10 protein-coding genes are annotated in these 13,347 nt (G+C 69.4%); 7 read left to right on the top strand and 3 right to left on the bottom strand.

The features are described 5' to 3' along the window. Positions 1 to 30 precede the first annotated feature (30 nt). The 7 genes from EBH09_RS37655 to EBH09_RS01145 all read left to right on the top strand — a co-directional run bounded on the left by EBH09_RS37655 (position 31) and on the right by EBH09_RS01145 (position 9,073). Complete coding sequence (locus tag EBH09_RS37655) at positions 31 to 3,828, top strand: amino acid adenylation domain-containing protein (protein WP_238697126.1); 3,798 nt, start codon at positions 31 to 33, stop codon at positions 3,826 to 3,828. Between the two features lie 73 nt (positions 3,829 to 3,901). Next, positions 3,902 to 4,627: a tryptophan 2,3-dioxygenase family protein gene (locus tag EBH09_RS01170; RefSeq protein WP_193776057.1), complete on the top strand. Its 726-nt coding sequence runs from the start codon at positions 3,902 to 3,904 to the stop codon at positions 4,625 to 4,627. A gap of 47 nt (positions 4,628 to 4,674) precedes the next feature. Then, positions 4,675 to 5,631 (top strand): TauD/TfdA family dioxygenase, encoded by a 957-nt coding sequence (locus tag EBH09_RS01165; protein WP_121745194.1) that lies wholly within the window; start codon positions 4,675 to 4,677, stop codon positions 5,629 to 5,631. Positions 5,632 to 5,669: 38 nt separating this feature from the next. After that, a complete protein-coding gene (locus tag EBH09_RS01160; protein WP_121745193.1) occupies positions 5,670 to 6,548 on the top strand; it encodes a prephenate dehydrogenase in 879 nt (292 codons plus the stop codon). Positions 6,549 to 6,613: 65 nt separating this feature from the next. Further along, positions 6,614 to 7,828 (top strand): cytochrome P450, encoded by a 1,215-nt coding sequence (locus EBH09_RS01155; RefSeq protein WP_121745192.1) that lies wholly within the window; start codon positions 6,614 to 6,616, stop codon positions 7,826 to 7,828. Positions 7,829 to 7,842: 14 nt separating this feature from the next. Further along, entirely contained in the window at positions 7,843 to 8,133 is a 291-nt protein-coding gene (locus tag EBH09_RS01150; RefSeq protein ID WP_193776056.1) for an acyl carrier protein, read from the top strand. A 1-nt stretch (position 8,134) separates the two neighbouring features. Then, positions 8,135 to 9,073: a class I SAM-dependent methyltransferase gene (locus tag EBH09_RS01145; RefSeq protein WP_193776055.1), complete on the top strand. Its 939-nt coding sequence runs from the start codon at positions 8,135 to 8,137 to the stop codon at positions 9,071 to 9,073. 197 nt (positions 9,074 to 9,270) lie between these two features. On the opposite strand, the gene EBH09_RS01140 is transcribed toward EBH09_RS01145, so the two are convergent. The 3 genes from EBH09_RS01140 to EBH09_RS01130 form a co-directional block, all read right to left on the bottom strand. After that, on the bottom strand, positions 9,271 to 9,927 hold the full coding sequence (locus tag EBH09_RS01140) for a response regulator transcription factor (RefSeq protein ID WP_193776054.1): 657 nt from the start codon (positions 9,925 to 9,927) through the stop codon (positions 9,271 to 9,273). After that, positions 9,924 to 12,287, bottom strand: coding sequence for an ATP-binding protein (locus EBH09_RS01135; RefSeq protein ID WP_238697125.1), 2,364 nt, complete (start codon positions 12,285 to 12,287; stop codon positions 9,924 to 9,926). Before EBH09_RS01135 ends, EBH09_RS01140 begins: the two co-directional genes overlap by 4 nt. Positions 12,288 to 12,713: 426 nt before the next feature. Next, on the bottom strand, positions 12,714 to 13,319 hold the full coding sequence (locus EBH09_RS01130; protein ID WP_121745189.1) for an MBL fold metallo-hydrolase: 606 nt from the start codon (positions 13,317 to 13,319) through the stop codon (positions 12,714 to 12,716). Positions 13,320 to 13,347: the final 28 nt, after the last annotated feature.

The raw sequence follows: 13,347 nt of genomic DNA, 5'->3' as shown, positions 1-13,347 counted from the left end.
ACCGAGGACGAAAACGGACCCCACCAGTTGGTGCTCAGCCCGCAGGACGCGGTTCCGGAGTTGGCCACTGTTCCGTGCACGGTCGAAGAGCTCCCGGACCGCCTCGCGCAGGCGGCCCGGTACGCGTTCGACCTGACCGCCGAAATCCCCATCCGCGCTTGGCTTTTCCAGACCGCGCCGGACGAACACGTACTCCTTACCGTCATCCACCACATCGCCACCGACGGCTGGTCGACGATTCCGCTCAGCCGAGATCTGTCCACCGCGTACCGCCGGCGGGTCGAGGGCGTGGACACCGGACTCCCGGCGCCTGACGTGCAGTACGCCGACTACACCCTCTGGCAGCGGGAGATCATGGGCTCGGAAGGAGACCCGGACAGTGTGATCTCGGCGCAGTTGGACTACTGGAAGTCGACTCTCGCGGGTCTTCCCGACGAGCTCGAACTGCCGATCGATCGCCCCCGTTCGGCGGTAGACGCCAGGCGGGGCGACGAGGTGCGGTTCGACGTGCCGCCAGAGCTGCACGAGCAGGTGACTGCGCTGGCTCGGGAGGCCGGAGCCACGTCCTTCATGGTGGTACAGGCGGCGGTTGCCACGTTGCTGACGCGGATCGGGGCGGGTACGGACATCCCCATCGGGGCGCCCGTTGCGGGCCGCATGGACGTCGCCACCGAGGACCTGGTCGGCTTCTTCGTCAACACGCTCGTGCTGCGCACTGATACCGACGCTGACCCGTCGTTCCGGGAACTCGTCCGGCGGGTGCGAAAGTCGGATCTCGCGGCCTACGCGCACCAGGACATACCGTTCGAGCGCCTTGTAGAGGTCGTCAATCCGCCCCGTTCGCTCTCCCGGCATCCCCTCTTCCAGGTTCTGCTGGCGTTCCAGAACGCCGAGGACCGAGCAGATGCCGCGCTGACCGGTGCGTTGCCCGGGCTGCGGGTTGCCCGGGAACACGTGTCGACATCGGTCGCCAAGTTCGATCTCGCGTTCCTGTTCTCCGAGTGGTACGACGACGAGGGCCGTGCGGCGGGGATGAGCGGGTCCCTCCACTACTGCGCTGACCTGTTCGACGGGGATACGGTGCGCACCCTCGCAGAGTGCCTCCAGCAGCTTCTGCGCTCTGCCGTTGCTTCCCCGGAGCTGCACCTGAGCCGCCTGGAACTGCTTGGCGAGGAGCAGTACCGAGGTGCTGTCGCCCGGGCCGACGGGGAACCCTGCCTTCTGCCCGAACTGCCGCTGCCGGAGATGTTCGAGCGGCAGGCCGCTCGTACCCCGCAGGCAACGGCGGTCATCGCTGACGGTGGGCGAGGGAAGGCACATACCTATGCTGAGATCAATGCCGCGGCCAATCGGCTCGCGCGGCTACTCATACGTCGCGGTATGGGCCCTGAACAGCGGGTGGCGCTGGCGATTCCCAACTCAGAAGACTCGGTCGTGGCCTGGCTCGCCGTCCTCAAGGCCGGTGCGGCATATGTTCCGATCGATCCGGAGTATCCCTCGGACCGCATCTCGTTCATGCTGCGGGACGCCGCGCCGCGGCTGATCCTGACGACTCTGGCAACCGGTGCGCGGCTGGCGGTCGGCGAGGACGGCCCAGAACTTCTGTGCGTCGACGACAACGCCACCCGGGCGGCTCTGAAGGGACTGCCGGACACGGACTGCACGGCTACGGACCGGATCGCGCCACTGCTGGTCGGCCACGCCGCGTACGTCGTCTACACCTCCGGTTCCACCGGCCGTCCCAAGGGCGTGGTCGTGCCGCACCAGGGCATCGCGAGCCTGGTGGCGTGTGAGCAGTCCGAGCTGCGGGCGGGGCCCGGTGACCGGGTGCTGCAGGTCGTGTCCGCCAGTTTCGACGCCGCCGTGTGGGATCTGACCACCGCCCTGCTGTCCGGAGCCGCGCTGGTCTTCGCGCCCGAAGAGCGGATCCTGGGCGAGGAGTTGGCGGAGCTGGTGACGGAGTGCGGGATCACGCATGTGACCATGCCGCCCGCGGCGCTGGCCACCATCCCGGAGGGGGCCATCCCGGCTCACGTGACTCTGACGGTCACCGGTGAGGCGTGCCCGCCGGATCTGTTGGCCCGCTGGCTCCCTGGCGGGCGGCGGATGTTCAACGGCTACGGTCCGACCGAGGCGACAGTGGGCGCCACGCTCGCGCTGTGCCGCCAGGACAGCGGCCCGGGGCCGGTGCCGATCGGCAGGCCCATGCCGGGGAAGCGCATCCGCGTGCTGGACGGCCGGCTGCGGCCGGTGCCGCAGGGCGTCACCGGGGAGGTCTATGTGGCCGGTGCCGGCGTGGCGCGTGGCTATCTGGACCGTCCGGACATCACGGCCGGACGTTTCGTCGCCGAACCCTTCGGCGGAGCCGGCGACCGCATGTACCGCACGGGAGACCTGGCCCGCTGGCGGGCCGACGGGCAGCTGCAGTTCGTCGGCCGTACGGACGACCAGGTGAAGATCCGTGGCTTCCGCATCGAGCCGGGCGAGGTCGAGGCGGTGCTCTGCACTCATCCGGCGGTGGCCCAGGCAGTGGTGGCCGTTCGGGAAGAGGAGGCGGGCGGCAAGTTCCTCGCGGCCTATGCCACCGCGGTGGTCGGCGCCACGCTGGATGCCGCCTCATTGCGTGAGCATGTCGCCGACCGACTGCCGCACTACATGCTGCCGGCCTCGTTCACCGTACTGGACAGCCTGCCGGTCAGTGCCAACGGGAAGGTCGACCACAAGGCGTTGCCCGCGCCCGTGCGGCAGTCGCGAACCGGTGGCCGTCCGCCGCGTACGCCCCGGGAACGGATGCTGTGCGAGCTCTTCGCCGAGGTGCTCGGACTGGACGAAGTGCCGGTCGACGACGGCTTCTTCGACCTCGGCGGGTACTCGTTGCTCGCGAGTCGGCTGATCACACGGATTCGTGCCGTGCTGGGCGCGGAGGTGTCCATCCGCGATCTCTTCGAGGCACCCTCACCGGCCGCGCTGGCCCGGCGGCTGGACGCCGGAGGTGGCGATGGCGGCCCGTATGACGTGCTCCTGCCGTTGCGGCCGCACGGCGACGGGACGCCACTGTTCTGCGTGCACGCCGGTGGTGGGCTCAGCTGGGCGTACGCAGGCCTGATGAAGCACGTCGACACGCAGATCCCGGTCTACGGGATCCAGGCGCGCGGGATCGCTGAGCGGGTCCCGCTGCCCGGCAGCATGGCCGAGATGGTCGAGGACTACCTCGCCGAGCTGCGCAAGGTCCAGCCGCACGGCCCGTACCGGCTGCTGGGCTGGTCGTTCGGAGGACGCGCGGCGCAGGCCATGGCGGTGCGGCTCCGCGAGGAGGGCGAGGACGTCGAACTCCTCGCGCTGCTCGACGCCTCCCCGAGCACGGGTGCGGACCAGGGCGAGGAGGTGGACGAACAGTCGGTGATCGCCCACCAGCTGAAGGGCATCGACCTGGAAGCCCCCACGGGACCGCTCACCGAGGGCCCCTGGCTGGACCGGCTGCGGGAACTGCTGCGGGAGCGGGGGGCTCCGACCGCCAACCTCGACCCCCAGTCGCTGCTCGCGGTCAAGGACGTCTTCGTCAACAACGTGCGGCTCACCCGCTCCTCCGTCTCCGGACGTTTTGACGGGGACATGGTCTTCTTCGCCTCCACCCCACCGTCGCCGCAGGAGGCCCCGGGTGCCAGGAGCGCGCTGTGGCAGCCATATGTGACGGGCCGCATCGACACCCACGTCCTGCCGTGCGCCCACCAGGACCTGACACGTCCCGACATGCTCGCCGAGATCGGCCGTGTGCTCTGCGAGCACTTCCGACCGGAGCCGGCTCCGCCACGAGCTGATGCGGGCTGAGGCGGTCACCGCCGTACACCGAGTGCTGGCCGGATCGGTCTGCCGAATCAGGATGACGCGGAAAGCGAGAGACATGGAAGACATGGAGCCCTCGGGCGATGGCCAGCCCGCATACGGAGACCTTCTACGGCTGCGTGAGCTGCTGGACGCGGCCTGCGTCCACGACGAGAACGTGGATCAGGTGCTGTTCCTGACCACACATCAGGTATGTGAGCTGTGGTTCGCCGTGCTGCTGCGACACCTGGACGCGGCGCGAGCCGCGCTGGGTTCCGGAGACGGGGAGGTGGCGGCACGGCGGTTGGAGCAGCTGCCGCCGGTGATCAGGGTTCTGATCGACCAGTTCGACGTACTGGCCACCCTGGAGCCCCAGGCGTTCGAGGCGATCCGCGTGGAGGTGGGAGACGCCAGCGGTTTCCAGTCCGTGCAATACCGCGAGCTGGAGTTTCTGTGCGGACAGAAGGACACCAGGCTGCTCGCCACCAAGGGTTTCACCGAGGAGGACCGCGGGCGGCTGCGCCGACGGCTCGAAGAGCCCTCAGTGGCCGACGCCTTCGCCGAGTTCGCGCGGGGCGGTGCCGAGGAGCCCGCCACGCCGCGGCGGTCACCGGCGGTGGTCGAGCGGATCCGACGCGCCCTGCTCGCTCTCGACGAAGCCGTCGTCATCTGGCGTGCGCGGCACGCCGTGCTGGCCGAGCGGTTCCTCGGCGGCAGACCCGGAACGGCGGGGTCCGCGGGGGCTCGCCATCTGTGGCGGGTGACGGAGCGACGGCTGTTTCCCGACGCCTGGCCACAGAGCTGACGCGCCCGAGAGCACGAGACGCCCACACCACAGAGAGGCACGGCAACATGGCTACGCACGGCGACGGCGGCGCGCCTTGGGCCCCCTTGGAGATCACCGCGGAGAACGGCGGCGGCACGGCAGCGCTGCTGGCCACGTTGGAAGAACTCGGCGACGGATTGGGGCCACTGCTCTGCCGCGCGAAGGCGATCGTCTTCCGGAACTTCCAGGTCACCGCCGACCGGCTGGACCCAGCGCTCGACCGTCTGCTTCCCAACCGTCTGGGGTACGTCCACGGCAACTCGCCCCGGACCAAGGGGAGCGGTGTCGCGGACAACGTGTACACCTGCACCGAGTACCCCCCGGAATACACCATCTCCATGCACAACGTGCTGAGTTGCGCCCACACCTGGCCGTCCCGGCTGGCGTTCTTCTGCGAGGTTCAGCCGGGTGGCGGCGGAGCGACACTGGTCCTGGACGGCGCCCTGTGGCTGCGGAACCTGGACTCCGAGATCCGCGAAGCTTTCGCCGACGGCGTGTGCTATGTACAGAACCTGCACGACGGTGTGGGGTTCGGCAAGAGCTGGCAGGACACCTTCGAGACGGACAACCGGGCGGCGGTCGAGGAGTTCCTGGACGGCAGCGGAGCCGAGTGGACCTGGAAGGCGGACGGCGGCATCCGGGTCACATCACTCCGCCCGGCCGTAGCCCAGCACCCGGTGACCGGTACCGAGGTGTGGTTCAACCAGGCCGGCCAGTGGCACCCCGCCGGCCTGGACGACGAGACCGCGGCCGAACGCGCCACGCTCCTGCCCGAGGACGAGATCCCGCAGAACGTGACCTTCCCCGACGGCAGCCCCATTCGCGCGGAGTACGTGCAGCACATCCAGGAGGTGGGCCTTGCCGGCGCCGTGGACGTCGACTGGCTCCGCGGTGACCTGCTGCTCATCGACAACATGCTCGTGGCCCACGGCCGACGGCCCTTCACCGGCAGCCGCCGGGTGCTGGTCGCGATGTCCGACTGACCGACCGAAGCGACCCAGCCACGTCAGGAGTGTGACGCATGCGCACAGCGGCCATCGTCGGAACCGGCCGAATCGGCCGCTCCATCGGTACCGCGCTGCGGGCGCGGGGGGTGGCCACCTATCTGCTGGACACCGACGCAGACGCGGTACGCGTCGCCCAGGAACTGGGCGCCGGGACCGCCCAGCCGCCCCCGCGACCGGTGGACATAGCGGTGCTCGCGGTGCCGCCGGAGCAGGTCGCCCCTGTACTCGCCGTACAGCAGAAGCAGGGACTGGCCCGCTGCTACACCGACACGGCGGGTGTCAAGGTACGTCCGCAACGGCAGATCGAGGCCAGTGGCTGCGACCTCACCAGCCTGGTCGGTGGCCATCCGCTGGTCACCGACGACCACGACGGGCCGCCGGCCGCCCGTGCCGAGCTCTTCGAAGGCTGCCCGTGGGTGCTCACGCCGACGGGCCGCACCAGCAGTTCGGCACTCAACGCGAGTCTGGAACTGGTCTCGCTGTGCGGCGGGGTGCCGGTCCTGGCGGACCACGCTGCACACGACCGCGCGATGGCGCTGGTCTCGCACACGCCTCGGCTGATCGCGACGCTCCTGGCCTCCCGGCTGCGGGACGCCGACAATGCCACCCTGCGGCTCGCCGGGCAGGGTGTACGGGACATGACCCGTGCGGCCGGGGGCAGCCCCGCGCTGTGGACGGACATCCTGACGGCCAACGCGCATCCAGTGGCAGAGGTACTCGACGCCCTGGCCGCCGACATCTCCTCGGCAGCCGCGGTTCTGCGCGGCCGGGCTGTCCACGCTTCGGGGCCTTCGGAGGATGGCGAAGCGGCCGGGGAGCGGTCAGGCGAGGCGCTGGCCCGGCTGCTGGAGTTGGGGATCAAGGGGCGGAACCGGCTGCCGAGCGGCACGTGAACCGGATAGCGAAGGGATAACGCATGCATAGCACGGCACCGCAGAGTTTCGCGGGGGGTGACGAGATGGCAGCCGATAACCCGGACATCACCCGGCTCGTCGACCCGGCGAGCCGCTTCGACCCCTATCCGCTGCTCGCCCAGTTCAGGGCGGCTTCCCCGTACGTGGTCTCCGACGGGCTGCTGATGGCCGGCCGGCACGCCGACTGCTCCGCGGTGCTGCGTGATCCGCGAATGAGCAGTGAGCGGGACCGCTCCCGGCTGTCCCCCGGGGCGAAGGGGCCGCGTACCCGCAACTTCCTGCACTTGGACCCGCCGGACCACACGAGGCTGCGCCGCCTGGTCGTCAAGGCGTTCACCCCGAAGGTCGTCGCGAAGCTCGAACCGCGGATCCGGGAACTGGCCGAAGGTCTCTTCCAGGAAGCGGCGCGGCGGGACCGCTTCGAGATCGTCTCCGAGCTCGCCTACCCGCTGCCGTTGCGGGTGATCTGCGAGCTGCTTGGCGTACCGTTCGAGGATCGTGACCTGCTCGAAGGCTGGGCGGAAAAGCTTTCGGAGGCCCTGGAACCGCCGTTCCCCGGGCTGGTCGCACCCCGTGCGCGCACCGACGCCGCCCGGGCCCGGGCGGAGGCCATCACCTACTTCCGTGAGCTGATTGCCGAGCGTCGTCGCTCGCCGCGAGACGATCTCGTCTCCCATCTGGTCCAGGCCGAGGAGAGCGGGGACCGGCTCAGCGAGAGCGAAGCCCTCGCCACCTGCGTTCTCCTCATAAACGCTGGCCACGAGACCACCGTCAACCTCATCAGCAACGGGATTCTCGCGCTGTTGAACCACCCCGATCAGCTCGAACTGCTGCGCAAGAGCCCCGCACTGGCCGCCGCCGCGGTCGAGGAGGTGCTGCGCTACGACGCGCCGGTCCAGATGACGTCACGAGTGGCCCGTGGAGACGGGCACATCGGGTCCCTTCCGGTCCGGGACGGCGACACCGTGGTGCTGATGCTGGGCGCGGGCAACCGCGACCCCGATGTCTTCGACGCGCCCGATACGTTCGACGTGACGCGCCCGCAAGGAGCCCAGCATCTCTCCTTCTCAGCCGGGCCGCACTTCTGCCTCGGCGCAGGACTGGCCCGGCTGGAGGCGCGTATCGCGTTCGAGCTGTTCGTGACCCGGGTGACCGCGCCGTCCCTGGCCCAGGACGGGCTGACGTACAAGCCGAACCTGACCCTGCGCGGCCCCGACCGCCTGACCGTACTGTTCGACGACATCCAAGGCCCCTCCTAATCTACGGAGCTGTTTTGCCCTCCTCCAGCACCACACCCACCTCGGAAACTCTCACGGCATGGCTGACTGAGCGGCTGGCGGTCCATGCCCGGACGAACCCGGAGGACATCCAGCCGGACGTCCCCATGGCCTCCTACGGTCTGGACTCCGTGACCACGGTGACCATGCTGGTGGAGATCGAGGACGAACTGGGTTTCCCCCTCGACCCGAACGTGCCCTGGGACTACCCGACCATCGATGCGCTCACCGGCTATCTGATGGGTGAAGCCCGGCGGCATGACAAGACCGATGCCCAGGACGGCTGATATGAGCGTCGCCGGCAAGCTCAGGGGTGACGGCCATGAGCACCTCGCGCGGATCGTCGACCATGTGACCGGTGTCTGGCCTCAGCACGCGGATTTTCTCGCTCTGCGTTTCGAGGGGGAGAGCGCCGGGCAGTTGCGCTTCGCCGAGGAGACCGCCGGCAAGGTGTGGCGGCTCATCGAGCACGAGGCGGAGCAAGCCGCCGTCAGCTACCGCCGGCTGTGCTACGAACTGCTGCGCGAGGAACATCATTTCCGCCGCCATGGCCGCTACCGGTACGCCACGGTGCGCGAGGTGCAGGACTCCGGAGTCTTCCAGGAGCCCCGCGTCACCCACTACCAGCGAGGGCTGCTGCTCACCCAGGTGCTGTGGCAGAACCACACCAGGGTCGCGGAGGCGTACGTGCGCGAGTTCCTGGAACAGCGCGGCGCCCGAGAGCGGCTGCTGGAAGTCGGCCCCGGCCATGGGCTGTTCCTCGCCATGGCCGGGTCCCGGCTGAGTGGTGAGGTGGCGGGGTGGGACATCAGCGACGCGATGCTCCGGTACACCAGGCAGAACCTCGCCGCACTCGGTGTCCGGGACACGAAGCTGGCCCGGCACGACATCCGGGAGGGGCCTCTGGACGGCACCTTCGACCTGGTCGTCGCCAGCGAACTACTCGAACACGTGGAGGACCCGGGTGCGGTGCTGCGCTCCCTGCGCGGCCTGCTGAGCGAAGACGGGCGGATCTTCCTCAACGTCCCGGTCAACAGCCCCGCGCCTGATCACATCTACCTGTGGCACAGCCCGGAGGAGTTCTTCGCCTTTGTGACGGAGAACGGCATCACCCCGTTGAGCACCCACACCTATCCCTTGACCGGCAGCACCGAGGAACGCGCGCGGGAAGGTGGCTTCACGATCTCGTGCGTCGTGGTGGGCCAGAGCGCCGCCGGCGCCGGATGACGACTGTCGCCGCGCAACTGTGAAGGCGTGACCGATCTGTCACGGTTGGGCGCGGCTTCGTGACGCGGCCGAGCGGCCAGGGTGCCGACGGTCGCGAGCGGTGGTGGCGGGTGGGGTCCCGGTGCCGGCGTACGGCCTCTGCTCCCATGCGGTTGTGGGTGACCACCTCAGCTTGCTGTCCGTCCCCTCGCCCTCGCTCAGAGGTCGTCCACGTCCACCAGCCCGTCCTGAATAGCGCGGGCCACCAGGCTTGCTTTGGTACGTGCGGGGCGGCCGACGTTCGCGTACTTGATGCGCACCCGGTCCAGATACGAGTTGACCGTCCGTACGGAGATGCCAAGCCGCTGCGCGACCAGCTCCTTCGACTCCGACTGGAACCATTCGATGAGCACGTTCTCCTCGCGCGCGGAGAGGTGGGGGCGGCCGGGCCGGGTGTTCGTTCCCAGCGCGCCGGCCAGGGCGGGCGGCATGTAGGGACGCGCATCGGCTGCTGCCAGCGTCGCCTCGACCAGGTGCTGTCGGCCCTCGCTCTTGGTCAGGAAGGTCGCGGCTCCCAGGTCGAGGCAGTTGAGCGCTGTCCTCTCGTCGTCCCGCATCGAATAGACGACCACCTGCCGTCCGGCGTCGACGAGTCTTCGGAGGCTGCCGAAGGCGGGTCCGCCCTCGCCCAGTTGCAGATCCAGGAGGACGACATCGGCTGTGTCGCCCGGCGCCGTCCAGGCTTCCTGTACGGAGGCACCGGCCGCGACGACGGTGATGGGCCGCCGCGATGCGGCGTACCACGCCTCTACACCCGAGAGGATGGCGGGATGGTCGTCGACGACGACCACGCCGACTGGTGCGTTGTCACTCATGTCAGGTCAACTCCGCCGGCCACCGGTCTTCTCCAACTGGCCTCCACCCACACACTTTTGCCACGCGTGGTTCTGGCCACGTTCACCTTCGAGTCCGTGGCACGGCCGTGCGTTTGAGCGTTCTGTCTCGTACTGGAGTCGTCGGCGCAGTCCTCGCTGATCACGCTCACGCGTACCGCGCCGGGGGTCCATACGACGGTCAGCCGCGCGGTCGAGCGGGTGCGGCCCAGAATCACCGTCACCGGGTCGATCAACTCCCTGCGTACCTCCACAGGTACCTCACCATGCTGGCCTCGTACGGCCAGGCTCACCGTCACCCCTTTGTCCTCGGCCACCTCGACGCAAGCCCGCAACTCGTTCAGCAGCGGGTCCGAGACGGCATCGTTTTCCGCGAACAGGCGGCGCATACGGGCGGCTTCCACGCCGCACCGCAGCCTGACCTCCTCGTCGTGCGGGCTCAGCGCACCATGGCCAAGGCCCACGAGGAGCGGCACCGTCGTCGCCGTCAGGGCGCGGTAGCGCTTCTTGTGGTCACGCTGCATGTGCTCGTGGATGCGTTCCCGGGTGCGCAGTTCTTCCTCCCGTGCGGCTGCGGTCCCCGCTGCCGGCGCCGTACCGTGGAGCAGGCGCGTCACCAGGACACCGACCGAGAACTGGAAGCCGCACGCGGATATCGTGGAGATCCCCATGACGGCCGACTCGGCGGTGCTGGGCGCCCCCGACAGGACCACGGCGGTCGCGTTGAGCCCCATATGCGCCCCGAGGAACGCCGCGTACACCCTGGCCCGCAGGTCTGCCAGCAGGAACAGCGCATGCCAGCCGACCACTCCGAATGCCCAGTCCGCCGGACCTGTCGCCTGCTCCGGCGGGAGTGTGAACGCGCACACCGCCGAAACGGCCAGCACCGAGCCCAGGCTCCACCCGCGCGTCCTCGGCGGGATCTGCCTGCCACGCAGCAGATAGGCGCCCCCGATCACCGCGACGGCGGCGAGGCAGACGAAGGCGGCTGTCTGTGCCCACGCAGGGCGGTACACGTCCTGGTGGACCGTGAGCCGCCGCAGCGAGACGGTGAACTGCCACACCACGCTGATCAGCAGCACGGCCAGTTGGGCCCCGTAGAGGAACTGGCCGCGGATGAGGCGGACGGCAGCGGTGTGCTGAGCCTGGACGCGGTGCGGGCGCGGTACGCCGCCAGTCACCTGTGCTCCGTCCGCTGCCTGTGACGGCCGGGCCCGGCCGTGCCATCGCCACTGCACGCGGGTCCCGGTGCCTGGACGGGAGGTGACGGAAGCCGAGCCTCCGACCGTGTGCATCCTGCCGATGATCGAACCGGAGATGCCGCGGCGTCGTGCGGGGACAGACTGCGGGTCGAAGCCCCGTCCCGCGTCGAACAGTTCGACGACGACGCCGTTCTCCTCCGCCCATGCCCTGAGCTGCGCCTGCCGCACCCCGGCATGGCGGCCCACATTGGTGACGGCCTCCCGGACCCCGTTGAATATCGCGAGCCCAGGGCCGGACGGAATCACGAGCGGGCCATCGATGCGCGTGTTGAGCTGCACCCTGGCGGGTCCCTCGCCCTCGGGCACGCAGCCGAGAAGCGCCGCGAGGTCGACGCTTCCCGTCTCGAACCCGGGCATGGCGGACAACGCCTCCAGATCCTGTCTTGCACGTGGCGACAGCCACGACCAGTCGCGGCCATCGCCCTGAGAGACCATCAGCAGCGTCGCGCTCGCCGTATCGTGCAGGGTCGCCAGGTACTCGCGCTCGGTCGCCCTCCGCGCGGCGGCGACAGCGGCCTCCCGGCGCGACGCCGCTCTGGCCGCGGCCGACCGGTCGGCCGCCCTGGCCCGCGCCCGAACCATGAGGTAGGCAGCCCTCGACAGGCTCACCTGGACAAACATGCGCACCAGGGATACCGCGTCGGGACTTTGCCCCGGCGAGGAAAGGACGTCGCCCATTACGCAGACGACCACCCCCACCATGGCCAGGCCGACCCCGGCCACGGGGCGCGACGCCCACTCGTATTGGAAGGCGACGACGCAGATGCCGACAACCGCCTCCACCATCACGTTCGCGCCGTCGCCACCGAGCACCGGCTGAGACAGTCCCGTCAACACCAACACGGCCGCGTCCAGCGTCCACAGCAGGGCCGGCCGGAGCGGGCGGCGCAGCGCGTAAAGGCGCACACCGCAGGCCAGGACAGCGGGCAGCAGCAGGGACATCGCCAGGGGAGTGTCCGCCACATCCGCCAGGACGATGCCCAGCGCACTGCACGGGAAGACCACGCCGGACCGGAGCCACACCCCGTACCGCTCGAGGGTCAGGATCAACAGGCGTTCGCTGGACCGGGGGGCGTCCACCGGCTCAGCGGCTCCGTCTCTGTTTCCCTCGTGTCTCCCAAACCCCATGGAAAACAAGAGTAGTTGGTCCATGTGAACCCGCAGGGTCTCTTCCACCGTAGATCACACTGCGGCTCCAGCACCGTCTCGACGTCTGTCGGTTCGGGCAGGATCTGCGTCGTCCCTCACAGGTTTCTCACGGTGCTGTGGCGCTGGGCGTGCTGTATGCCCGAGGTGCCGCGCAGTGTCGGCTGATGGTCCTCAAGTCATCCGACATGCAGCCCAGTCGCCCCTCGTGATTCCTGGCGTCGGTGCATGACGCGCGTTCTCGGCAGCGCCGCAGACGCGGGGCTGATGTGGCGCCGAACTGATACTTGGCCGCGCCCCTGTCGTGCCATCGGAGGCGGGTTGGGGAAATCGCCGTTCCGTCTCCGGTCGGCTCCTGGTTCAGATGGGCGTGTTCTCGTCGGGGACGAAGGGGTCTCCGTGGCCGGGGACGATCAGGGCGGGCTTGAGGGCGAGGATCTTGCGGCGGGAGGCGCTCAGGCCGTCGGGGTCGTCGGAGGTGGGGTCTTCGGCGGGGCCGTGGACGCTCCACCAGGCGTGGGTGAGGACGACGGTGCCTTCGGCGGTTTCCGCGACGGTGGAGATGTCCTGGGGGGTGTGCCCGGGCGTTTCGATCAGGCGGATCGAGGGGGAGAGCTGGTAGCCGTCGGCGGGGCGGTCGTACCAGAGGTTGTTGTGGTAGGCGGCCCAGACGTCGTGGGCCCGCGCGTTGGGGAAGAGGGCGGCGTTGAGGGTGTGGTCGGGGTGGTGGTGGCTGAAGACCACGTCGGTCACCTGCTCGGGGTCGATGCCGGCGGCGGCGAGCGGGTCGAGGATGAGTGTGCGGTCCTCGACCATGCCGGGGTCGACGACGACGATCGTGTCGCCGTCGCGCAGGAGGCCCACGGTCGAGGCGACGTACCACGGCTTCTCGCGGCCGTCGCGGCCGTCATTGGGTGCGTCGAGCCTGCCGTAACCGGTGGTCAGCAGGGTGAATGTGGCTGTCATGAGAGGTGATGGTCCTTTGCCGATCATG

This window comes from Streptomyces sp. E2N166, from assembly GCF_003671715.1.
In the GTDB taxonomy this organism is placed as follows: Bacteria; Actinomycetota; Actinomycetes; order Streptomycetales; family Streptomycetaceae; genus Streptomyces; species Streptomyces thinghirensis.
This window is presented reverse-complemented; position numbering and strand designations above follow the sequence as displayed.